At 36.8% G+C, this 24028-nt stretch carries 19 protein-coding genes; 4 read left to right on the top strand and 15 right to left on the bottom strand.

Features of this window, described 5'->3' with window-relative positions:
- Positions 1–21: 21 nt before the first annotated feature.
- From CWS20_RS14125 to CWS20_RS14145, 5 genes are all read right to left on the bottom strand, one after another.
- A complete protein-coding gene (locus CWS20_RS14125) occupies positions 22–1404 on the bottom strand; it encodes a dihydroorotase (RefSeq protein WP_066189377.1) in 1383 nt (460 codons plus the stop codon).
- A complete protein-coding gene (locus CWS20_RS14130) occupies positions 1394–2104 on the bottom strand; it encodes an isochorismatase family protein (protein WP_066189374.1) in 711 nt (236 codons plus the stop codon). The genes CWS20_RS14125 and CWS20_RS14130 overlap by 11 nt, the downstream gene beginning before the upstream one ends.
- Positions 2101–2313: a hypothetical protein gene (locus tag CWS20_RS29000; protein ID WP_101226332.1), complete on the bottom strand. Its 213-nt coding sequence runs from the start codon at positions 2311–2313 to the stop codon at positions 2101–2103. The genes CWS20_RS14130 and CWS20_RS29000 overlap by 4 nt, the downstream gene beginning before the upstream one ends.
- The gene (locus tag CWS20_RS14140) at positions 2307–3482 is read right to left on the bottom strand and encodes an FAD-dependent oxidoreductase (RefSeq protein ID WP_158237007.1); all 1176 of its coding nucleotides are present in this window, start codon (positions 3480–3482) and stop codon (positions 2307–2309) included. The genes CWS20_RS29000 and CWS20_RS14140 overlap by 7 nt, the downstream gene beginning before the upstream one ends.
- A gap of 119 nt (positions 3483–3601) precedes the next feature.
- Positions 3602–4933 (bottom strand): MmgE/PrpD family protein, encoded by a 1332-nt coding sequence (locus CWS20_RS14145; protein WP_066189368.1) that lies wholly within the window; start codon positions 4931–4933, stop codon positions 3602–3604.
- 227 nt (positions 4934–5160) lie between these two features.
- Here CWS20_RS14145 and CWS20_RS14150 point away from each other — a divergent pair, with 227 nt between their 5' ends.
- From CWS20_RS14150 to CWS20_RS14160, 3 genes are read left to right on the top strand one after another with little or no spacing between them, the layout of a single operon-like run.
- Positions 5161–5916 carry an IclR family transcriptional regulator gene (locus CWS20_RS14150; protein ID WP_066189365.1) on the top strand — a complete coding sequence of 252 codons (756 nt, stop codon included), beginning with the start codon at positions 5161–5163 and terminating at the stop codon, positions 5914–5916.
- 6 nt (positions 5917–5922) lie between these two features.
- Entirely contained in the window at positions 5923–7167 is a 1245-nt protein-coding gene (locus tag CWS20_RS14155) for a 3-isopropylmalate dehydratase large subunit (RefSeq protein WP_066189361.1), read from the top strand.
- A complete protein-coding gene (locus CWS20_RS14160) occupies positions 7164–7655 on the top strand; it encodes a 3-isopropylmalate dehydratase small subunit (RefSeq protein WP_066189358.1) in 492 nt (163 codons plus the stop codon). The genes CWS20_RS14155 and CWS20_RS14160 overlap by 4 nt, the downstream gene beginning before the upstream one ends.
- A 135-nt stretch (positions 7656–7790) precedes the next feature.
- On the opposite strand, the gene CWS20_RS14165 is transcribed toward CWS20_RS14160, so the two are convergent.
- Genes CWS20_RS14165 through CWS20_RS14175 form a run of 3 tightly spaced genes read right to left on the bottom strand, consistent with a single transcriptional unit; the run spans position 7791 to position 12609 of the window.
- The gene (locus tag CWS20_RS14165) at positions 7791–9602 is read right to left on the bottom strand and encodes an ABC transporter substrate-binding protein (protein ID WP_066189354.1); all 1812 of its coding nucleotides are present in this window, start codon (positions 9600–9602) and stop codon (positions 7791–7793) included.
- A 27-nt stretch (positions 9603–9629) separates the two neighbouring features.
- On the bottom strand, positions 9630–11135 hold the full coding sequence (locus CWS20_RS14170) for an ABC transporter permease (protein ID WP_066189351.1): 1506 nt from the start codon (positions 11133–11135) through the stop codon (positions 9630–9632).
- 13 nt (positions 11136–11148) lie between these two features.
- Positions 11149–12609: an ABC transporter permease gene (locus CWS20_RS14175; protein ID WP_083957116.1), complete on the bottom strand. Its 1461-nt coding sequence runs from the start codon at positions 12607–12609 to the stop codon at positions 11149–11151.
- Positions 12610–12728: 119 nt separating this feature from the next.
- Between CWS20_RS14175 and CWS20_RS14180 the strand changes: the two genes are divergently transcribed.
- The gene (locus CWS20_RS14180; protein WP_066189348.1) at positions 12729–14483 is read left to right on the top strand and encodes an ABC transporter ATP-binding protein; all 1755 of its coding nucleotides are present in this window, start codon (positions 12729–12731) and stop codon (positions 14481–14483) included.
- 392 nt (positions 14484–14875) lie between these two features.
- Here the strand turns inward: CWS20_RS14180 and CWS20_RS14185 are convergent, their stop codons facing one another.
- From CWS20_RS14185 to CWS20_RS14215, 7 genes are all read right to left on the bottom strand, one after another.
- On the bottom strand, positions 14876–16042 hold the full coding sequence (locus CWS20_RS14185; protein WP_066189345.1) for a nucleotide sugar dehydrogenase: 1167 nt from the start codon (positions 16040–16042) through the stop codon (positions 14876–14878).
- Positions 16043–16137: 95 nt separating this feature from the next.
- The gene (locus CWS20_RS14190; protein ID WP_066189339.1) at positions 16138–17436 is read right to left on the bottom strand and encodes a lipopolysaccharide biosynthesis protein; all 1299 of its coding nucleotides are present in this window, start codon (positions 17434–17436) and stop codon (positions 16138–16140) included.
- Between the two features lie 219 nt (positions 17437–17655).
- Positions 17656–18588, bottom strand: coding sequence for an ATP-grasp fold amidoligase family protein (locus CWS20_RS14195; RefSeq protein ID WP_206605389.1), 933 nt, complete (start codon positions 18586–18588; stop codon positions 17656–17658).
- Between the two features lie 127 nt (positions 18589–18715).
- On the bottom strand, positions 18716–19906 hold the full coding sequence (locus CWS20_RS29315) for an O-antigen ligase family protein (RefSeq protein ID WP_066189336.1): 1191 nt from the start codon (positions 19904–19906) through the stop codon (positions 18716–18718).
- Between the two features lie 472 nt (positions 19907–20378).
- On the bottom strand, positions 20379–21533 hold the full coding sequence (locus CWS20_RS14205) for a glycosyltransferase (RefSeq protein WP_066189332.1): 1155 nt from the start codon (positions 21531–21533) through the stop codon (positions 20379–20381).
- Between the two features lie 4 nt (positions 21534–21537).
- Positions 21538–22701, bottom strand: coding sequence for a glycosyltransferase family 4 protein (locus tag CWS20_RS14210; RefSeq protein ID WP_066189327.1), 1164 nt, complete (start codon positions 22699–22701; stop codon positions 21538–21540).
- Between the two features lie 110 nt (positions 22702–22811).
- A complete protein-coding gene (locus CWS20_RS14215) occupies positions 22812–24014 on the bottom strand; it encodes an ATP-grasp domain-containing protein (RefSeq protein ID WP_066189324.1) in 1203 nt (400 codons plus the stop codon).
- Between the last annotated feature and the right edge of the window lie 14 nt (positions 24015–24028).

Here is a 24028-nt window from a genome sequence, read left to right on the forward strand (position 1 = left end):
TTCCATCCCCCGCTTTTATCATTAAATGAACCTTCTGACAAACTTACCTCTACCACTTTCCTTCGTTGGCTTCCCGTTGTCTACAATTACTTCTCCCCTGCTGATGGTGTACACAGGCCATCCTACTGTCTCAAACCCATCAAATATAGAATAATCTGAATTCGAATGAAGCACTTCCGGGGATACCTTTTTCGCATTATCTAAATCGACAATGGCAAAATCGGCATCAGCGCCCACTTCAATTCGGCCTTTCGTTTCCAAATTAAAAGACTCCGCTACCTGATAGGATGTAATATCGGCAATTCTCTCAAGCGGAATGCCTCTCTTTACATGGCCTTCAGTAATCATCATTGGCAACAAGGCACCTGCACTTGGGAATCCGTATTCTGCCTCAAATACTCCATTACCCTTGGAGAATTTTGTAGCAAGTGATCCTGGCACATGGTCTGTCCCAATCGCATTCACAATGCCTTTCTTTATGCCATCCCATAAACGGTCCGAATCATATTGCCCATGAATCGGCGGGCCTACCTTTGCTTTCAATCCGGTCGACGATTCTTCTGTTAAGTTTAAATAATGGGGGCAGGTTTCTACTTTTACTCCTTTTTCGAGCAGCCATGGTGCCTTTTCAAGCACGTCGATACTGGCACCTGAAGTCAAATGAACAATGAAAACATTTCCGCCAACAATCGAATTAATATACAATGTGCTTAATAGTGATTCCGCTTCTGCAAAACCAGGACTTGTAAGAGACCATGTTTTCAGTCCTTCGTCCACACCCTCTTCTTTATAGTTCTTAATCAAGCTGCGATTAATATCCATATTCTCGCAATGAATCGCTAATAGCAGTTTAGGAGAGATAGATTTAAATTTCTCCAAAAGACGCATCAAATCATAAGAAGACAAGTTAATGCCATTGGAAATTTTAAATTTATCATTTAGTTGCCGTTCATAATTTCTAAAAAACTTAAAGGAGGTTAGTCCAAATCGTTTAACCGTCTCTTCAAGCTCATCAATATGCTGTTCTGTCAAAATGCCCAAGCTATATGTAAAATCGATATAACTATGCTTTTCGCCGATATCTTGTACTTTCGGGAAAAAGTCTAAATAGCTGACCGGTTGCCGGTCATAATTGACAAGCGTTGTGATTCCTCCAACCGCATGCTGTTTCGTATCGAGAAAATCTTCTTCAATAGAGTTATAGATTCCTAAATGCTGGTGGGCATCGATGACTCCAGGAAACACATGCAAGCCATTTGCATCAATCACTTCATCAGCCTGCACCTCATTTTCTCGACTGAAAACACCAGCGATTTTTCCATCAACTACACCAATATCAACAGCTTTTACTCCTTCTTTAGGGAAAACGACAAGACCGTTTTTAATCAGCTGATTAACCTTCAACTTTGACTCCTCCTTCTTGAAATTGTTTTAAATAAGTGTAAATTTCATCTGACGGCAGTACATCACAATATTTCATCCAAAGATCAAGTAGCCCGGCTTTATGCGAAAGCTCGATGCGATCATATACACAATCCTCGACAACTGCTACATTAAAATTATGAGTGACTGCATCAACCGCTGTTGCTCGTACACACCCACTCGTTGATCCGCCAACGATAATTAATGAATCTACACCCATTTTTACTAAATAACTAATAAGCGGCGTGCCAAAAAATGCGCTTGCATAGCTTTTATCAACGACGAGATCTTTGCTTTCCGGCTCCAGTTCAGAAACAATTTGCGCTTCTGGCCTTCCGTCAATATACTTAGAGTTATCTCGCTCAGCTTTAACCGCAAAAGAATCAAAATTTATTGTTTTCTTTTGTACATTCCTTGTATAAATCGTCGGTATATTTAATTGATCAGCAAACTTTTTCATTTCCTTAATTTTCGCGATGGCCTCCCATGCCTTTGCACCTCCGCCGCTTGGCCAAGTATCTAGCTGATCCTCAATCGGAAGGTTTGCTCCTACATAGTTATGCTGAATGTCTATAATGACAAGCGCTGGCTTGCTCCCTAACCCTCTCTTTTTTCCATAACCACCCTTTTGAATAACCAGTCTATCTACCTCAGTTAACATATCTTCCCATGGTCTTGTCATTTCACTTCCATCCCTTCATTTAAAATTGATAATGCCGCATGATCGCCTGCAATTTTCCCAAAACCTAATGCGGCTAAGAGGCCGTTGCCTGACATATAACCATAAGAATGGTCACCTGATATCCCGACCGCAGCACCTCCACCTGCATATAAATTCTGGATGGATTTTCCTTCTTTATTGATCACCTGAGCATGTGTATTAATTAGCAATCCACCTTGCGTATGGAAAAGAGCTGTGACACTTTAATCGCATAATAGGAAGAAGCTAACTTTCTCGGCCATTCTGTTCTTCCAAATGAATCAGTTCCTTCTTCAACTGCTTTATGAACTGATTTGAAGGTTTTATGGAGATGATCTGCTGGCAATTGTAACAAACTGGCTAGCTCATCGATTGAAGTACTTGTTTTAAAAGCTTCCATCTCAACAAGCTGTTTAAAATCTTCAATACTTATCAGCTGATCGTAAATATGCTGATCGATAATAATATAGCCGCATTGTCCTGGCTGTTTTAATACCTGGATAGCGAATTCTGAATATCCATGAGATTCGTCTCCAAACCGGTCGCCATTTTGATTGACCATAAAACCGCCCATCATGATGGTTCCCCATGTCACTAAGATGCCTTGTGATTCTGCAACAGCAGAGTGCCCTTGATAGCCTGTTAGCGAAGCAATAGATGCATCCACTTTCTCTCCCATCCTGATGGCATCACCTGTATTTGCTTCATAGCCGAAATAGAGGGCATCAGCTATTTCCGGAATATATTTACGCACCATCTCTTTATTTGCTCCAAAGCCATTTGTCGCTAGTATCACCTTTTTAGCTTTAATCCTCTGCACACCATCGCTTGTTTTTACTTCTATTCCAATCACTTCATTATTCTCATTTGTTATTAATTCGCTGACTTCCGATTTTACAAGCAAGTATATATTGTCCTTGCTTGTAACAGCTTGTTTAAGTTTTTTAATTAGCTCCAAACCCGATCTCGAGGGCGGTGCATGCATTCGAAAATTTCTTTGCCCTGGATACTTAAATTCCTTAACTAGTGAAAGCTGAATTTGCAGTGAATCAACCATCCATTCCACTAAATACCCCGATACTTTACACACCGCTAAAGTTAAATTGTAGTCACTCTCATAGTGGTTTTTCTTTAAAATATCCTCTGTCATCTCTTCTGCAGTCTCGAAAATTCCTGCCTCTTTTTGAAATCTCGTATTTGCTGCAGGAATCATTCCGGCACTGGCAGCTGTATTGCCTAATACAAATTCCGTTTTTTCGAATATACCCACCTCTAAGCCTTTTTCTGCTGCTGCTAATGCAGCCACCAAGCCGCAGCCTCCAGCTCCTGCTACAACTACATCTAACTCGGCATCCCACATATTGTTGAATCCTCCATATTGTTCCATATTGTGAAACGTGTTTCATTTAATCCTCATAGTAATCCTATATAAATCAAATGACAACTATAATGTCAGATTTATTTACAAAATTTTTTATTTTAAAATAATTCAAAAGCTGGTTTCATTAATTTTGTAATTGTTGAAGTATCTTTTATTTCTTCTAAAGATAAAATTTTATCTACAAGCATCCTTGCCTGCTCAATGCCGAAATGCTTACATAAAATGCTTTCATTTTTAGCAATTACGCTTTCTTCAAGATTAGCCTCATTGGAATCTCCGCTTGCTCCGCTCACTGCCATCGTATATTGTCGTTCGTTTGTCATTTTCAGCTCAACACGTGAATTCCTTTTATTTGGCAGTAATCTCGTCATATTTGGATTCTCATGAACAAATACTTTTTTGGCAAACATAAGCCTCTCTTCATGCTGTTTTCCCTTTGGATAAAATAAACTTGCTACAGCATATGGTATAGAAAATTTGCCTGCATACTCATTTTTCACATTTTGATTATTCAGCTTTGCTGCCATTGAATATGTAAAGATATCTACTCTCTCCACATCTTCAGGTAGAATTGTTTCTATTTCTAATATCTTATTCACTCCATCCATCGGAGAGTGGCAAAAACGGCAAAAGTCATAGAATTTAAAATACGTCTTCAGCAAATAGTATTCATCACCAAGATTTTCTGTTAGTTTCTCGCTTTGAAAGCGCTTCCCAATTATCCCACTCCCATAGATTTGTTCAACGGCATCAGGACTGCTTGAAAAACCAGCCTTTACAAGATGGTCAATTAAGAATGTATGCATATTATTCAAGCCGATATACACATCCCTTAATCGATGACCTTCAATCACGGGCTGCCATAAAGAAACATTCGGCAATGAGCTGCTTAAATAAAAACCACGCTCATACTCACTTGCTTGATAGTTTTTTAGCTTGCCTAAAGCAAAAACAGCCCCCATCACTCCCCAATTTCCATGTGGATGTATATCTTCACGCAAAGTAATTGCTGCACCTGCTCGTGCTGCGATCTCATAACCAATAATGAAACTTTCTAAAAAGCTTCTGCCATTGCACTGACTCGTTTCAGCATGGGCCAACAAAGACGGAAAGAAGTGACAACTCGGATGGCCTTTTGCAATTGGATTGCCTTCATCCATCTCCTCACTCACCATAGAGATGCCATTAATAAAAGCTGCCATCGGCGGGCTAACAAGAGCATCTCGCCCTCCAATTGTCGCAGAGCCCTCATAAGCTCCATTCCGACCTATATCCTCTTGCAGCTTAACCATGTGTGAAGATTGGTTTCCGTGAATGACGGCAGTAATTGAATCAAGAATGATTAGCTTCGCCCTTTGCAATACTTCTTCCGATACGTGATGAAGTTGAAAATTAATCGCGTACTCGCTTAATAATTTTTGATATTCCATTCAGTCACCTCCAATCGTTCCATATTGTGAAACGTGTTCTATTTTTAATAAATTCTATCATCATTTAAATTTTCAAGTCAATGAATTTTATCAAATGTTTTAGAATTAATTTTAAATTAAAATAAATCAGATAAATCAATTGACATCTTTTTTATCTTCCCTTACGATATCTGTATGTTCGTATAGTGAACACACTGTTCACAATATGCAATAAGGAGATAATCAATTTGAAAACAAATGACACGGTACAATCGGTTGAAAGAGCGATTGAACTATTATATTGCTTCACAGCGCAAACACCAGAGTTAACACTGAATGATTTCGTTAAACGTACAGGCTTAAATCGAACAACCGTCTTTCGATTGCTCTCTTCATTGATGAAAAAAGAACTGATTAGTAAAAATGAGGGGAAGAATACTTACCAGCTTGGCCTCCCATTTATTCATTTCGGCCAGATTGTCAGTGAAAATCTAGACTTAAGAAGAATGGCCTTGCCTGTTATGAATAGACTTACAGAAGTGTCTAAGGAAACGATAAGCTTGAATATCGTTCAAGGAGCAGCAAGAATATGTGTTGAAAAAATAGAGGGAAAGGAAGATATACGCCAGTTTATCCACTTAGGCATCCCCTACCCGCTTTATAAAGGAGCTTCCGGGAAACTGTTGCTCGCCTATTCCACTGAGGAACTAATTGAAGAAGTTATTGAAGGATCTGGAATGACGAACGATGAAACAAAGGCACTAAAAAAAGATCTCATACAAATCAAGGACCAGGGATTTGCCTTCAGTAGAAATGAACGGATTACAGGAGCATTTGCAATATCCACTCCCATTTTAAATAGCCAGCATGAGCTCATGGGCGGACTCTCCATCTCAGGACTTTCTGCAAGGCTAGATAATAATAAACAATTATTCATAGAAGCAGCTATTCAGTCAGCAGAGAAATTATCAGCTATGATGGGTTATCAAAAATTAGGAGGATGATTCATTATGGGACAAACCATTATTGAAAAAATCGTATCAACTCATGCAAATAAACAAGTTCACCAAAATGAAATTGCTATTGTCAATGTGGATGGTGTAATGGCTACCGACACAACTGCACCACTTACAATTAAAGCTTTTCAGGATATGGGTGGAGAAAAGGTGTGGGATTCTAAAAAAGTCTTCCTTATTATTGACCATGCTGCACCAGCACCTAACGAGAGAATCGCCAATCTTCATACGTTGATGAGGGAATTTGCGAAAGTACAGAATATAAAGCTTTACGATATCGGTGAAGGCATATGCCATCAGCTGATGGTAGAAAATCATCATGTGAAGCCGGGGCAATTGTTTTTAGGAGCGGACTCTCATACTTGTACATACGGTGCATTGGGTGCCTTTGCAACAGGCGTTGGATCAACCGATTTGGCAGGTGTCATGCTGACAGGGCAAACTTGGCTAAAAGTACCTGCTTCATATAAGATCACTTTAAATGGAAAGCTGCAAAGCGGTGTAGCTGCCAAAGATCTGATTTTATATATCGTCGGGCAGTTGGGAATCGAAGGCGCTACCTATAAAGCAATTGAATTCACTGGCCCTGCAGTCGATTCTCTCTCACTTGATGAAAGGATGACTCTATCCAATATGGCCATTGAAATGGGAGCTAAAGCTTGCTTTGTTGATACTACAGGATTAGAGCTACCATACGATTTCAACCATATATATGGTGATGATGATGCAGAATATGAGAAGGAATACGTTTTTAATGTCAGCCAAATTAATCCTGAAATTGCCATACCACACTCACCAGACAATGTAAGGGATATTGCAGAGGCAATTGATACTCCTATCCAAATGGCTTTTATCGGAAGCTGCACCAATGGCAGATTGGACGACTTGCACGTGGCTGCGGAAATTTTAAAAGGAAGGCGCATTCACCCAGATGTCCGCCTAATCATTGCTCCTGCATCCCAAAAGGTATTTTTAGATGCACTTAGAGATGGCACCGTTGAAACCTTAACAGCAGCAGGCGCTTCCTTCATCTCTTCCGGCTGCGGACCATGTGTTGGGACACATCAAGGAGTGCCAGGGAATGGAGAAAATGTAATTTCCGCAACAAATCGCAACTTCCAAGGAAGAATGGGCAATCGCCACTCCAATGTGTATTTAGCATCGCCAGCAACCGTGGCAGCCTCCGCCTTGAATGGAAAAATTACTGATCCTACAACACTTAAGGAGGCAGTTTCATGATTATTACAGGAAAAACACATGTATATGGAGATAATATCGACACAGACCGGATTATACCCGGAAAATATACTAAGACTCTTAATCTTCAAGACTTAGCTGATCATGTCCTTGAGGATTTAGACCCTGAATTCCGTTCAAGAGTGAAGCAAGGCGACATCATTGTTGGAGGAAGCAACTTCGGTTGCGGCTCATCAAGAGAACAGGCTCCTCTCGCTTTAAAAAAAGCAGGAATTTCTGCTGTTGTCGCTCAATCCTTCGCCCGCATCTTCTTTCGCAACGCAATCAATATCGGCCTGCCGGTCATTGAAGTAAAAGATCACTCTATCACTATGAATGATGAAGTAGAAGTAGACTTGCAGAATGGACAGGTTACAAATCTATCAACAAATGAGGTATATGAAGGAACGCAAATCCCTGAGGTCATGGTTAAAATCCTCAACGAAGGCGGATTAGTTCCTTATTTGAAAGAGTATAAATCTTATTCTTAACCTTATGAGCTGACTATTTAAAAGATCTTCTTAATATAATCCCAGCTCTTTGCAGAACCCTTCTGAACATCGAATCATTATTTTAGCCAAAAAAAGCATATCCTCATGTAAAGAGGATATGCTTCAAGCCATTGTTTAGTTACCTGATTGGTATTTTTCGAGGAATTCTTTTGCTTTGTCAGCGTCAGCTTTTAATTCATTGCCTGTGTTGACAAGCGGGCTAACGGTAGAAACGGCTTTGATTTTGTTACCTTGGTAGTAATCAATGATTTCATCCTGGTTGATGGAGTATAGCACAGCTTTTCTTAGATCTTCACTTTTAGATACTTCGCGTCCTTCTGTATTAAATAGAAGATAAGAAACCGCGTTGCTTTCCATGCTTTGCAGCTGCAATTTATCATCTTTTTCGACTGTGTCGTATTTATTTTCAGGTACATTGTAGAGAATATGTGTTTCGCCGTTGCGCAGTGCAGATAATGAGCTATCCACGTCTGCGATGAAACGAACGTTAATATTTTCAATTTTTGGCTCATTTTCTGTACCTGTCATGTAGCCAGGGTTTTTATAGAAAACAGCTTCGTAATCGTTTTTATGAGAAAGGATATACGGACCGCTCGCATATAGCGTGTTGTCGTATTGTGCCCCTTCAGTTATTGTATTTTGATCCCCGTAAGGAATATCTTTGTTCACGTCAAACTTATCTACATCATATGTGTTGATTGCTTCTACTTGCTTTTTAGATACGATACCAGCAGATTGGTGGGCTAAGTAGTTTAATACTTGCGGGAATGGCTCAGTTGTTGTCATTTTCACCACTTGGTATTTACCAGCCCCATTGTCCACAGCATCGTTATTGTCTACTAGCTCAGTAATTTCATTGTCTAAGCCTTCTTCAAGCGCCGCTCTTACAGATTCGTCACTGCCAGATTGCTTGATCTTCTCAAGTTCAGAAAGATCAGTTACCACTTCTGCTTTTTCAATATGCTCATGCAAGCTGTAGGTGCGGTGATCTGGCACAGAATCTTTATTTTTCGCACGGTCTAGCGAGAAAATAACATCCTCTGCTCCAACCATTTCACCTGTATCTACAGCTTCTTTATCAGTAATTTTTGCAAAATTAATATCATCCCTTAGTAAGAAATAATATTCAGAGTTGCCTTCAGCGATACTGAAGTTATGAGAAAGAGAACCATCCGCTGTCACTTTATCATCGTCTGTTAAGTTAACTAAGCGAACATACATATTGCTGTTAAGCATGTTAATGGAACCGTCATTTCCTTTAATCGGATCAAGAGATGTGAGTGTAGATATCGCTTGTGAAAGAATTAACGGATCTGTTGATCTTTTTGCTTCATCTTGGAAATCAATTGTCTCCCAAGCAAGTGAACGTGATTTAGACAAGCGGACAGAGTCCGGCTTTAATAAATCTTTATTTAATGCTTGTGTTTTATATGAGCTGTATAAAGGAGCAATATAAGCTTTATCAAATACAAGTGCTTGCTCTAGCTCTTTATACGTAGCCGCATACTCTTCAGGTGTTTGCGTGCTTGCCTCATCAATCAGTGCATCGACATCTTCATCAGCCATAATGCTGTAGTCGCCGCCGCTAATAAACAGCGAACGCACTGCATAATCTGGGTTACCTGTTACTGTCGTCCAGCTAGAGATTGCAACATCAAAGTTGCCCGCATCTTGCTGTGCTTTATAGCTGCCGTAATCAGGCTGTACATTTAGCTTCACTTTAAAGCCATTTTTCACGAGCTGATCGCGAACAATATTCATGTCCTCTTCATTGCTGCTCATACCTAAGATTTCAATCTCAGGTTGAGAGCTGTCTCCGCTTCCGCCTGAGCCAGAAGATTTCTCTTCCACATCAGACTTCGTGTTTACGCATCCTGTTAATATCAAAGTAAAAATTAACAAGAATGACAATATTGCTTTCTTCATTTCTTTCCCCCCTGGAAGTTATGTCTATTAATCTAGCTTAGGATCAAGTGCATCACGCAGCCCATCCCCAAGAAAATTAAACGATAATACAAGTCCGATGATAGCTAATCCCGGATAGATAGCCAAATAAGAATGAGACTCTAGATAGGCGCTCCCGACTTTTAATATATTGCCCCATTCCGGTATATGAGGTTCAATGCCAAGGCCAAGGTAGCTCAAACTGCTCGTCGCTATAACGGCCCCCCCAATCGTGAGTGTGGCCTTTACAATCATCGGTGCCATCGAGTTAGGCACGATTTGTTTAAAAATAATCGAAAGATTGCTAGAGCCAAGCGCTCTTGCGGATATGACATATTCCATATTCGAAAGCATCAGCACATTCGCACGCATCGTTCGTGCATAGGTCGGAATCGATCCGACACTTAAAGCTATTATTAATGTCACTGTATTAGAACCGAAAGCGGCGATAATAACGATTGCCAACAGAATTCCAGGTATCGCGTAAAGAATATCTAACAATCTCATCAAAATATTATCTGTTCGTTTGCCGTAGTAACCTGAAATCGCACCGAGAATGCCACCGATCACAAACGGAATGAGTGTTGATAAAACACCAACAATGAGCGAGATGCGCGCACCGAAAATAATTCTTGAGAAAAGATCCCTGCCAAAGTTATCCGTGCCTAACGGATAAGCTAGGCTTGGTGACTGCAGTATCGCTGCATAGTTGTTCTCAATAGCCATGTCATAATCGAAGGTCCAATAACTGCAGACCGAAATGGAAAAAATAAAGACGATGAAGAACATGCCGAGCATCGATGTCATATTGCCCGCAATTTTCTCCCAAATGTTATACCACTTATCAATTGTCGATTGATTACTGCTGAATACTTCAAGCAGCATAAACAAGCCGAGTGCAAGTGCAAATAGATTGCCAGTAAAGGAAATAAGCAACAGCATCATTCCGACAGTCAGCTTCCATTTCGGCGTGTTCGGCTGCTGCTTCTCCTTCACAATCAAAAACAACACGATGAGCTGAAACACAAGGATGGCTATTAAAGCAAACATTCCTGTTAAAAAAGTGTCAGCTACATAAGGCTTAAACAGATTCAACGCTGAGACAGCAATTACAAAAACTTGAGCCATCACCATGAATTGCGCAAAGATATATTGCGGTGTTTTCCTCTTCTTAATGAGGGAAATCGCAAATGAGGCCGTAAAAATATTGCCTGTCAAGATACTTAAAAGCTGTACATATCCCCACGCTCTTGTGGAACGCTGAATTTCCCCTTCTTGGTTCAGGTCACGCTTCACTTTATAGGTGATAAAAGCCTGTATCAGTGTAAAAAAGGCATAAGCGATAAACACTGAAAACAGAACAGGCTTCACCGCCATTTGTGAGAAGTCTATCCCGGCAATTAGGAAAATGAACGTTAATGCAGCCGATGTTACTAAGGTAAAATTCGCCTGAGCATATTCAGATGTCGCCTTTAAGGCGTATTTTTTCATAAAGCTTTGTTTTGGAGTAGACATGCTGCACCTACTTTTAATATTGTTTCATCTTCGAGCGGATGCGTGGATCAATGAAAGCGTACATAATATCGATTAATAAATTCACAATAGAAATAGTAATCGCAATATATACAACCCCGCCCATGATGCTTGGTATATCAGGGATAAATTGCTTATCGACAATATAGCTGCCGATACCGCTAATGTTAAATACTTTTTCTGTGACCGCAGCTCCTCCGAGCATACCGCCAAACATTAAGCCAATGACTGTGATAATGGGAATTAATGCATTTCCAAAAGCATGACGCCATAAAATATGACGCTCGCTCAAGCCCTTTGCCCTTGCCGTAATAATATAATCCTCATTGATTACTTCAAGTGTAGACGAGCGGGTCATTCTGGCAATCGATGCCATTAATCCTGTACCTAATACGACAGCCGGCATAATGATAGAAAGCCAATTCCCCGGAGTAAAGGTCGCTGGCAGCCACTTTAATTCAATCGAGAAGGTAAGAATAAAAATTAACCCTTGCCAAAAATTTGGAATAGACAGCCCGATTAATGCAATAAACATTAAAGTATAGTCAAGGAACGAATTCGACTTTGTCGCAGAGATGATACCAATTGGAATAGCAACGACAACAGCCAGCAATAAAGCAATAAAGGTTAAAATTAATGTAATTGGAATCTTACGGGCTATGCTGTCAATTACATCTTCATTCCCTGCAAAAGACGACCCTAAATCAAAGGTAAAAATGCCCGTGATTGCCTGCCATAGCTGCGCCCAATAAGGCTGATCCAATCCATATATTTGATTAAACGCAGCGATTTGTTCCTTCGTCGCCGTGACACCAAGAATATTAGCAGCCGGATCAAACGGAGAAATATACAATATAGTAAAAACAAAAAACGCTACGCCGATGATAACAAATAAACTGGAAATGAGGCGTTCAAAAATATATTTAATATACGGATTGAAATAGAGCAAAATCAATAGATATAAGAGCACGCCAGGAATTAAGGTTAAAGCAACGAATAAAGGCTGTCTTATCAACGATTGCATTGTTGATGCAAACGATAATCTTTCTTCGCTGTTTAGCATCATCATTTCCGCCACTTTTTCTTCCAGTAGCTTCTGAAATTCTGCTTCAGCTAATTTTTCTGCTTCCTGATTCGTTTGCTGCTCGCTCACATTTTGCCCAAAAAAAGAGTGCTTCCGCTTAAGCTGCTCAATATGCTTATCGATTAACTGCCCTTTCACATCAGCCTGTGCCAGTTCTGCCGCCAGATCCTGACGAAGCTGCTTGTGCGTATCATTCTTCCGCTTGAAGAGATAAATAAAGAAACTAATCACATAAACTGGTAATCCTATAATCAACATGACCCATTTCAAAAGTGGATATTGATTCATTTTCCAAAAAGTGTTACTTAACCTCATAAAAATAGCTGGAAAGTTAGATGAATGCTCTGATTTCAAGTTTCTTGCCGTTTCCATTCATCTGCTCACCTCCTCGTTCCCGATAATTCCTAGTTGTATAGTATATTTTAATTCTAGTATAATATTACTGTCAATATAATCGAAAGTAAACATCAAAAGTTTGGTAGGTGGAGAATGTGGGACCGTTATTAAAAGTAGACAATTTACGCGTATCCTTTATTTCACGCGAAAGAGAATTTGAAGCTGTTCGCGGTGTGAGCTTTGAGGTAAATAAAGGAGAAACATTAGGAATAGTTGGTGAATCAGGCAGCGGAAAAAGTGTCACTGCCCGTTCTATTATGCGACTTCTCCCATCCCCTCCTTCACTGCTGAAAGATGGAGATATACAATTTCTTGGCATGGACATGGTAGGCAAGAGTGATAAGGAAATGGAAAATATCAGGGGGAAAGATATCAGCATGATTTTCCAGGACCCGATGACCTCGTTAAATCCAACTATACGCATCGGCAATCAAATGACAGAAACGATGCTAAAGCATAATAAAGATTTATCAAAACAAACGGCCAAAGCCGAAGCGATCGAGTTGCTTAAACTCGTCGGCATTCCAAATCCAGAAGCACGCTATAGCCAGTATCCGCACGAGTTTTCCGGTGGGATGCGCCAACGTGCAATGATTGCCATGGCGTTATCATGCCGCCCAAAACTATTGATCGCTGATGAACCAACAACGGCGCTCGACGTGACAATTCAAGCACAAATACTGAACTTGATGAAAAATATGCAGGAGCGTTTTGGTACTTCGATCATTCTTATCACCCATGATCTCGGTGTCGTTGCCGGCATGTGCGACCGAGTCGTCGTCATGAAGGACGGAGAAATTGTCGAAAAGGGCACAACAGAAGAAATTTTCGAACAGCCAAAGCATCCATACACAATCAAATTGTTAAATGCGCTTCCGAAGCTGCATGAAAAGAAAAAAGCAAAGCCTGCACCACGCATTAGCGAAAATATCAATCCAAATGAGCCACTGTTACAGGTTCGCTCGCTGAAGCAGCACTTCGACATGGGTAAAGGCAATGTGCTAAAAGCCGTCGATGATATTAGCTTCTTCATTAAGCCTGGCGAAACTCTTGGACTTGTAGGCGAATCAGGATCAGGCAAATCGACGACCGGCCGGGCCATTCTCCGTCTAAACGAGCCAACAGCAGGCGAAATTCTCTATCAAGGAATCCCGGTCAACCAGCTTAATACTAAGGAAATGAAAATGATGCGGCGCCATATGCAAATGATCTTCCAGGACCCGTACGCATCTCTCAATCCGCGCTTTAAAGTGCTGGATATTATCGGCCAGGCATTAGATATTCATAAGCTCGTAAAATCAAAAGCAGAAAGAAGAGAACGAGTCGAGGAACTGCTTGAAATGGTCGGATTAGATGCAGCGCACGCCATGCGCTACCCGCATGAGTTTTCAGGCGGACAAAGACAGCGCATCGGCATCGCCCGTGCCCTTGCCGTTGAGCCAAAGTTCATCGTCTGCGATGAACCGCTCTCCGCATTAGACGTATCCATCCAAGCACAAATCGTCAAGCTCCTTGACGATCTCCAGCAGCGCCTGGGCCTGACCTATCTATTCATCGCCCATGACCTGTCAATGGTCAAGCACATCAGCGACCGTGTCGCCGTAATGTTTGGCGGCAAAATTGTTGAGCTCGCTGAAAGCGAAGAGCTCTACACCAACCCGCAACACGAATACACTAAATCACTGCTCTCTGCCATCCCCATTCCCGATCCAAAAATCGAGCGGCAGAAGAAACGCATATTACTAGAAGAACAAGAACAGCGCCGAGACAAATACCAGCTTGATCAATCTGAGTTGGTTGAGGTAAGTGAGGGGCATTGGGTGGCAATGCCGAGAGTGGTTGTGGAGTGAAATTGGAAAGCCCAGTTTTTTTGGAGGAACTGGGCTTTTTTTGTGAATTTGTTGTATTGCTTACGTATTAAAAATAATGTAAGTAAATTAGGATTGAAGTATAAATAAATGAAGCCGTTTTATTCTATTGAGAGGAATAATATTACTTTCGGGGCAAAACTGTAATCTTATTAAAGAAAGCGGTGCTATCCAACACTTCCAACCTATTAAATATTTCTCAAAATCAATCAGCGATTTTGTAGTTAAATTTTGTAGGGGCTGTCTGTTTTTACATAGAAGCCCCTTAAGTATATTTTCCATAGATAGTATCTAATTTTCATAAAAATATTTAATAGGAAAATGATAGAATCAATTAGCCTACTCAACACTATCCTTACAATTATTCCCTTGAACTAATCCCTACTAAACAAATCTCTAGTATAAACCTTATCCTCTACTTCTTTTAAATCATCAGATAGTCTATTAGCTACGATTACATCGGAAACTTTCTTAAATTCTTCAAAGTCATTAATTACCATTGAATTGAAAAATGTTTCTTCATGAAGAGCTGGTTCGTACACTATAACTTCAATACCCTTCGCCTTGATGCGTTTCATAACACCTTGAATAGCAGATTGCCTAAAGTTATCTGAATCCATCTTCATTGTTAGCCTATAGATACCTACTGTTTTAGGACTCCTCTTAATAATCATTTCAGCAATATGATCCTTTCTTGTCCTATTAGCATCAACAATTGCTGTCATTATGTTATTAGGAACATCGGAATAATTTGCTAACAATTGCTTAGTATCTTTAGGCAGGCAGTAACCACCATAACCAAATGAAGGATTATTGTAATGATGTCCAATTCGTGGATCAAGTCCAACTCCATTGATTATTTGCGCTGTGTCTAACCCTCTAATCTCTGAATATGAATCCAGCTCATTAAAAAAAGCGACTCTCATCGCTAAGTAGGTGTTCGCAAATAGTTTTATTGCTTCTGCCTCAGTTGAATTTGTAAACAGTAATGGAATATCTTCTTTTATTGCTCCTTTAACGAGTAAATCAGCAAAAACCCTAGCTCTATCTGTTTGTTCTCCAACTATAATTCTCGAGGGATGCAAGTTATCATGAAGTGCATTTCCTTCTCTTAAAAACTCAGGTGAAAAAATAATATTATCTGTTTCAAACTTCTCTTTTACCTTTTCTGTATAACCTACCGGAACTGTTGATTTAATTATCATAATCGCATCTGGATTAATTGATAAAACATTAGCAATGACTGCTTCAACCGTTCTGGTGTTAAAATAATTTTTTTCAGGGTCATAATTAGTTGGTGTGGATATAATGACATATTCAGCATCTTGAAATGCTCTATAATTATCAGTTGTTGCAGTTAGGTTTAATTCTTTATTTGCTAAATATTCCTCAATATCATTATCAATAATAGGAGACTTTTTATTGTTAATCATATCTACTTTTTCTTGTAGTATATCAAGAGCTATTACCTCATTATGTTGGGCTAATAATATTGCATTGGATAATCCAACATATCCCGTTCCAGCTATGGTAATTTTCAATTAAGACGCCTCCTTAACAGTAGTTGTATTAATCAGTGCCGATATTAATAGTTACGTTCTATCTAAATTTATTTATCAAACATAATATCATTTACTTAAGAGAAACTATTAGCTTTGTCATATTTTTTACTTATTTTAAGCGTTATCAGTATTAAGCCTAAATTAAGAATTGCACCTGATATTCCAAAAAGCGCGATTGCCACCTTATCACTAGAAAAAACAAAATAACCAATACTTAACATAACTATTCTAGTTATTAACATAAAGATAGTATATTTTAATTGAAATGCTTGTGCTGATAATACAGGAAGAGATTTTACACTTGGTAAGTTTATAAAAGCAAAAAAGGACCAAAGTGCAACCCATCTTGCATATTCTCCAGCATTCAACCATGCAGAACCGAATATAATACTAAAAAGCCAAGGACCAAATATAATTACAATTCCAAAAGGAATTATACCAATAATTGCAAGTGATATTGTTGCTTTTTTAATCAACCTTGTTAAGTTTTCATTATTATTAGCAGCATCGGATACTCTTGGATAAAAAACATCCCCTACTGATTTACCAATTAATTGCACTGGTAGATTTAGTACAGTTTTACTGATGGAATAAAACCCAGCAGATACCGGACCAAAAAAGCTTGTTAACATTAAAATAGGCAAACTTTGAGAAAGGCCATTTAAGAATACTTCTGGAGCTCTGAATACTGGAAAATCATAATATTTCTTAAGAAGTGTTTTTTTGAAGGCACCTTTACTTTTCAAATCAAATAGATGATCCCCATCTTTTCTCCTGACAAATAAAAACATTAAAGCCGCTTTAAGACCTTCTCTTAATGATTGTATAATGACTAATATTTGTGCCATCGGATAAAAAAGACCTATTCCAACAATACTACCTTGTGATAGAAGAGCTTGAATAAAAGTTACTTTAGCAGTTATTTTAAATTGCTTCGTACGAATAAGCCATTGCTCTGTTACTTGAAGTATTCCTGCACAAAGAATTGTTATTGGTATTAAATAAAGAAAACCTCCAATTTCATTTAGATGAAATAAGTCAACGATTGTTTGGTTAAATAACCAAAGTAAAAGTGATATTATTACAGCAGTAATTATACATATAGTTAAAGAAATTTTTATCAGCCCTTTGGCCTCTACATCACTCTTAGGCAACACAATAGCAATCGGATATGTAAGAGAAGCTATTGGAGTCAATATTGCCACTATGGCCATAAACGTCCCCATTACTCCATATGCTTCTGGTCCATACAAACGAGTAATAACAGGAGACATAAATATCGAGATAACCTGTGCTGCAGCTGTCCCAGTAGCCATTATCATTACATTTCGGACAAAGGGATTTGAAATTATACTATTAATTTTATTTTTCATTTGCTTTATTCCCTTTCAAAGCATAGACAGAATACTTCAAAATATAATTTCCAACCTTAGTAAAAAAACGATTAAGAACTTTTGGTGATAAATGGAAAAAAGGCAACTAGCTATTTATCTAATTGCCAATCTTCACATTGTTTTTGAGTATTTATAGTAGTATGTTTTTTTCTATATATTTAAATAGTATCTATATTACATTGTTCAATCATAAAAATATTATGAAGTTCTGTAATTCTCCCAAATGCCTCCTAAAACGTTATCGTATTCTCTTGGGTAAATCAAATCATATCCACAACCATTAGTAAATGTCATTTCACCAAAATAAATTTTCCCATCAACATTATATAAATCAACTCTTACATGAGAAAATCCAGCTGCTAATTTCTCAGCTAAAACAACCATCTTATTGAACTGTGCTGGTTTTGCAATTTCTTTTTCAGTATTTTTCTTTGATTGTCCCCAAGGTTGTAAATTCCAATCAAGATCATAAACATTCCTTCTATGATCACCATGTCTATCAACATCAACCCAACAATAATAAGCTTTACCATCAAAACAAAGAAATTTAAAATCCTGCAAGTTCTGTTCCTTTGTCTCAATAAATTGCTCAGAATATATCTTTCTAGTAATTCCAGAATAGTGTAATTCAAAGCCATGGCTATAACCAAAATCAGTCTTTAGCCATCCGTTAATTAATATCTTGGCGGTTTTTTTATCAAATTCATTTTTATTATTAACGATGATATTAGTACCAGAACCATGATTAGTTTTTAGTACAAAAGAGTTTGGGAGTAAATTGAAATTAATTTCATCAAATGATTCCCATTCACCTAAGAGTGGAATAAGATATTCCTCACCAATAATATTTTTAACATAATCCCTGACAAGAATTTTATCAGAGTACTCGGTCATACGTTTATCTTGATAGTATATTTTTCTCCACTGCATTTTATCTGTATATTTTTTCGGATTTTCCCATTCTATTTCTTCTTTAATTCTTAAAAAATATTCTTTTTCAATTATTCTTTTCATTTCTTCTATGCTCATGTCTTTACGCTTTTCACAAATTCTAATAGTTTTATAAAACCTATATTTGAGATACATTCGATAAATGATTTGATTTTTTTTCAACATTTTCTTAATATCCAAAATCAATTCCTCCATAAAGTTAATTTTAATCTTATTCACAATGCTATTTATTTTCCTCATGCACATGTAAACAATCTTACAGTTTCTAAGTTCTATGAGAATAAAATCAACTTTAACTATTTAAAATTCAAGCGTCATAATAATAGGTTGAAATCGTTTCTATTCGAGGAATCAATACAAAAAAGATACTAAACATAAGATATTCTGTAGATAAAAAAGGTTCAGAAATCCACATTACGAAATATGCACAACAAGTCCCTATTAGAACCCTTTTAACAAGATTATTTTTACATTTCGATATATTTCTACCAAAATAAAATAAACCTATAATCAAAAATACTAATGAAACCAAACCACCTCGAAATGCCGTATCTAAATAATAATTATGGGATCCATGTACATTCCCTATGTACTGCCATATTACTTCTGAACTTTGAACCCCATACCCCCAGATGGGAGAAGATTTAATACTATTTATTGCATTTATCCAAAGTACATCGCGATTGGAGAAGGTAAGACTTTTTCCAAATAACCCAACAATATTTTGAAGGAAATTACTCTCATGTTTTAAAACTACAACCATTATAAAAACAACTAATGACATAACAAGCATAGAAAAATAGTTAAAAAATGATAGATTCTTTCCCGATCTCTTATATACAACAAAAAATGTGAACACAAGGCATCCTATAACAGCCGTAACTGACCAAGAATTTATGAATGTTATCCATACCATTAAGAGTAATAACCAACTTTTCATTCTAATCTTCTTGAATTTTAATAAGTCATACAGAAATGCAAAGCACAATCCTGGGAGAACAACCTTTATTACACTATTTGTATTTCCAAACACATACTGTGGGAAATTAATATTATTTGTAATTGAAGGTATACCGTTTGGATATACCAACATTGTAAATAAATTTGTAACTACATAAATGTACAGGAGAAAGTAAATAGCAGACAGAAAATACAAAAATTCATTTTTACTTTTAAGAGAATTATTGACAAGTAGCCCAAAACCGATAGAAAATGCAAATAATGAATAATATTCAGAGTTGAGCGAGTTACTTATAATTGAAGAAACTAATATTAATAAATAATAAAATATAATAAAGCATATACCAATATTAAAATTTATACGTGGCAATTTTATAATGTAAAATAACCCGATTATTATCAGAGAAATTGCAAATAAAAGTTGATTAACAAACGGCATTATTCCTAATACTGAAAAGAAATAAGGCTTATAAAAAGGATAAACTATAATTATATATAGCAGCTGTTTAATATTTAAATTTAAGTTATATATTTTCATAAAAACATCCCCAGTTCATATAACAATCTCTCTCATTAGATATTTGTATATTATACGGTGCCTTCTAATATACAAATTAACATTTTTAATCGTGAATATATTTGATAGATTGTAAACTTAAGTGCGTCAGTATATATACAGTGATAATGTTATTCATATCGCAAATCTTTGTATAGAAAAAGTCACCATTTTAACAGAATTCACTCTATGAGTTACCATCATCATACCACTTATGTACGCGCACAAAAGGTGAAAGCTAAGGGTGTTTTTCAACTTTTGTATAACGCAAAATAATTTATTCACATCGATTAAAATTCTGGATAGATCATCAAAATCCATATAAGGAGCATTACCGCTACCTCTGAAAAGAGACTACAAATAACTAATTATTACTAACTCTAGAAAATCTATTAAAATATTTTGATAAATCAAACACCTTGATAATAATTTACCATAATTATAAATTCACATATTAAAAAAGATTATCTATTAGCTCTATATATTTTTTATTTTGTATGCTTCTTGAGTATTTTTCTGCATTCCCTGCGTTGGTCAATAAACTAATGCTATCTTCTTCAACTTTACTAACCGCTTCCATTAAATCTTTTTCCGTATAACAGGAGAATCCATTTTCAAACCTTTGCACCAATCGATCTAAATGAGTATTCTTCTTTCCCAAATAAATTAACGGCTTATTCACAAAAACATAATCGTAGAACTTGGTTCCCATTGCACCTTTTCTAATATCAATAATCACGCATGCGTTTGAATTTTTAAGCAGTTCAATTCCATTTGTATAGTTTACAAATCCAGTATTTACATATTTTTCCAAATCAAACCCACTAATCCTCATTGCTTCTTCTGTTTCTTTTTCGGGTAGCCCAATGTGCAGAACAAGTAGATTTGGATATTTCTTACTTAATGTATCCATAGCACTAAAGAATTTAATACCATATTCTACAGAGTAGTAGGAAAGTTTCCCAAATACTGCTATTACAAGTCTATCATGGTAAGGATAATCTACTGTGTTTGTTATATTTTTCAATTGTTCATCATCATATCCATTTGTAATGACTTCGAATTCTTCCCTCTTATATACTTTTTTTAAGATTTGACGCCATTCTTCAGTAACAGTAACTACTAAATCGGCGCATTTTATATTCCTTCTTTCAATCGGTAAGTAAACTAATTTTTTTATAAGGTTAATAGGTTTAAAGAAATCAATTTTATTCCTCATATCAAAAATCCATAAATCTCGATAATCAATGATACATTTAGTGTTGTATTCTTCTTTAGCTACTTTACATAGAGGGATTGTGTAATAAGGTCCTGCCGTAATGAATACTAAATCGAAATTTTTTTGATCCATTATTTCTCTAAAAACTTCTTTATAACGTTTGCTTGCTTCGAAGTATCTTACTGATTGATTCACTTTCACGGTATAGGTTTTAAGGTTTATTAATTCCACATCACTATTTGACAACTTATCAATTCGCTCATCATATTCGTTTCTTATTATGGTTAGTTCATGCCCCTTTTTTAGCAACTCTTTAGCTAAACTGGATATTCTTACAATTGCCACTGTTGCACTTGGTGGAAAAAAAGGAGAAACTATTAGTATTTTCAATTCTTTACTCCTTATTAACTTCTTTATTTATGCAGCTACTGTATATAGAAAATAACTTTTCAGCAATTGCCCTCTCACTAAAGTTCATTTTTGCAAATTCAGCAATTTCATAAGATTTGTTGATAAAACGCTGTTCATACATTTTTTCCATTGCACTTGCTAAACTTTCAAGATTATCAACTTTGAATAAAAAGCCTCTTTCTTCACTGATATACTGTTTTAGAGGTGAGGTATCGGCAGAAATCACTGGTTTTCCGCAAGACATCGCCTCTACTAATGGAACCCCAAATGTTTCGAATGAACTCGCCGTAACATAGGAATTACTACTTGCAAGTATCTGAGCAGTTTCTTCTCTTTTCAAAAAACCTGTTAGTCTAATTTTATGTTCCATATTTAGTGAGACAATCTGCTTTTTTAAATTGGTATATTCCTCACCGCCACCAACAATTATGAGTTCTACATTAGTTACATCCTTAAATTTTTTTACAAACGCTTCAATAACTAAATCAAATTTCTTATCCTTTACCAGTCGACCAATAGAAATAAAACGATATACATCATTTTTAGTTTCTTTTTCACGTGAAAATATAGGAGCTACAACATTAGGTACTATAATAAAATCTCTTTGTACTCCTGTTAATTCTTCAATACTCTTCGGCAAAAATTCATTAACACAAAGAAATTTATCTGCTCTCTTTGCTATCTTCCTAAGTAACTCTATTTGTTGAACCGTTAATTCCTTGTTTTGTACCCTTGAATAATGCTCTGTAATGACTATTTTACTCCCCAAGGAAACTAAATACTCCCATATTTCCTCTGTTAAAGTAATAATCGGGAAATGAATATGGATAACATCTGGTTTTCCTAATTTAATTATTGCCTTTCTAAGAATATTTACACTTAATTTAGATTTAATTTTGTCAAAAATTCTGTTGGGAACCCCCCCTATAGGGAAATATTTCCCATACGTAACAATACTACTATCATTTTTCAAAATGCTATTTATCCTTCGTAGTCTAAAAATCGAACGATTATCACAAAAGCTATATAAAATACTAATTTTATTTTCAGAGAGATTCGAAACAGCCTGAGCCTGTTCATATTCAAAGATACCAACCATCCCTGTTTCAACTTCTGGATAACTTCTTCCCAATATTAATAGTTTCATATTTTTCCTCTTAGTCTGTCAGAATTAATTAACACAAAACAATAATTGATTTCTAATAATTAAGTATCATAATTTTAAGTAAGAAAAACATATTTAATAAGCTATCTTATTTACCATAGCTGCAATATGATGTCATTTTCTATTTGCTTTATTTTCATTTCACATTCCTCATAAGTATTGCCTCTAACAATTACTTGTCCAATGCAATCATTTGAATTATTAAATGCTCTTATTTCATCACCAGGTTTTTTAAAGAATGTAACTTCAAGAACTTCTTCATCAAAGGATCCAGTGTATTCTATTTTTTTGAGTATTCCAGTATCCTTTTCAGAAAAGAGCATTTTAGCTAGACCAGCACTAGTTTCTTTATCACGCTTCTCCCATATTTCTTTAGGGTTATCACCTATTGCCATAGCTACAATCATTTGATAATAGTTAATACCAAAATTTATAGAAACCAATTCAGGAAGACAATTAGCTCCAACACGACCTGTAAGTTCAATGATATATACCTTTCCATCCTTAACAATTAGATCCACATTTACAGCACAATTATTAAGATCAAGAGCTTTTATTGCGCCACGAACACATTCTTCTGCTTGGCTTAATATATCTTCCGAACATTTAATAGGTACAAAATGTCCTACTGGAATTGCAGTATGGCTCATGAATGTATCGTCTCCGTGCGGCATAACAAATAATACTTCCCCATCATAAACGAAAGACTGTGCGCCAAATTCCCATCCTTCTATAAACTCTTCGACTATACAATACTCCCTTTTGGTATCGAGCATGGCACTTCTATATCCCTCATAAGCTTCTTGTTTAGTATGTGCAATATATATTCCTTTACTTCCCTGTAAATCAGTAGCTTTTATGATAACGGGCAACATTATATTTTCTAGAGATTTACTAAGTTCTTCCTCTGAAGATACTTTAAAAAATTTAGCGGTGCTAATCCCGCTCTCCATCAGTGCCGTTTTCATCTTTAACTTATCCTGACATAACACTGCTGCATTTTCTTTTAAACCTATCAAATCCAATTGTTCACAGGATCTCCCTAAGGAAGTAACTCCGGTATCCAAACAACATGTAGCTATACCATTTAAATTTAAACCTTTCGCCTTTGACAGTACGTCATCTGGGTTAGAAATATCCATATAACATACTTCATCTGAAAGGCTTATACCTGGTGGATTATTGTTTGGCATTGTGCCAACCACTGTAACGACTCCCATATCTTTGGCAGTCTTTATTAATCCAACTTGTCCTCTTCCTGCTCCCAAAACTAATAAACGTTTATTTTTATCCATTAGATTATCTCCTT

It is taken from the genome of Cytobacillus horneckiae, assembly GCF_002835735.1.
In the GTDB taxonomy this organism is placed as follows: Bacteria; Bacillota; Bacilli; order Bacillales; family Cytobacillaceae; genus Cytobacillus; species Cytobacillus horneckiae.

Coding starts and splice junctions, on each gene's coding strand:
- CWS20_RS14130 (WP_066189374.1), bottom strand. CDS start 2,104: ATGACAAGACCATGGGAAGATATGTTAACTGAGGTAGATAGACTGGTT.
- CWS20_RS14140 (WP_158237007.1), bottom strand. CDS start 3,482: ATGTGGGATGCCGAGTTAGATGTAGTTGTAGCAGGAGCTGGAGGCTGC.
- CWS20_RS14145 (WP_066189368.1), bottom strand. CDS start 4,933: ATGGAATATCAAAAATTATTAAGCGAGTACGCGATTAATTTTCAACTT.
- CWS20_RS14155 (WP_066189361.1), top strand. CDS start 5,923: ATGGGACAAACCATTATTGAAAAAATCGTATCAACTCATGCAAATAAA.
- CWS20_RS14160 (WP_066189358.1), top strand. CDS start 7,164: ATGATTATTACAGGAAAAACACATGTATATGGAGATAATATCGACACA.
- CWS20_RS14165 (WP_066189354.1), bottom strand. CDS start 9,602: ATGAAGAAAGCAATATTGTCATTCTTGTTAATTTTTACTTTGATATTA.
- CWS20_RS14170 (WP_066189351.1), bottom strand. CDS start 11,135: ATGTCTACTCCAAAACAAAGCTTTATGAAAAAATACGCCTTAAAGGCG.
- CWS20_RS14175 (WP_083957116.1), bottom strand. CDS start 12,609: ATGGAAACGGCAAGAAACTTGAAATCAGAGCATTCATCTAACTTTCCA.
- CWS20_RS14190 (WP_066189339.1), bottom strand. CDS start 17,436: ATGAAAAATAAAATTAATAGTATAATTTCAAATCCCTTTGTCCGAAAT.
- CWS20_RS29315 (WP_066189336.1), bottom strand. CDS start 19,906: ATGAAAATATATAACTTAAATTTAAATATTAAACAGCTGCTATATATA.
- CWS20_RS14210 (WP_066189327.1), bottom strand. CDS start 22,701: ATGAAACTATTAATATTGGGAAGAAGTTATCCAGAAGTTGAAACAGGG.
- CWS20_RS14215 (WP_066189324.1), bottom strand. CDS start 24,014: ATGGATAAAAATAAACGTTTATTAGTTTTGGGAGCAGGAAGAGGACAA.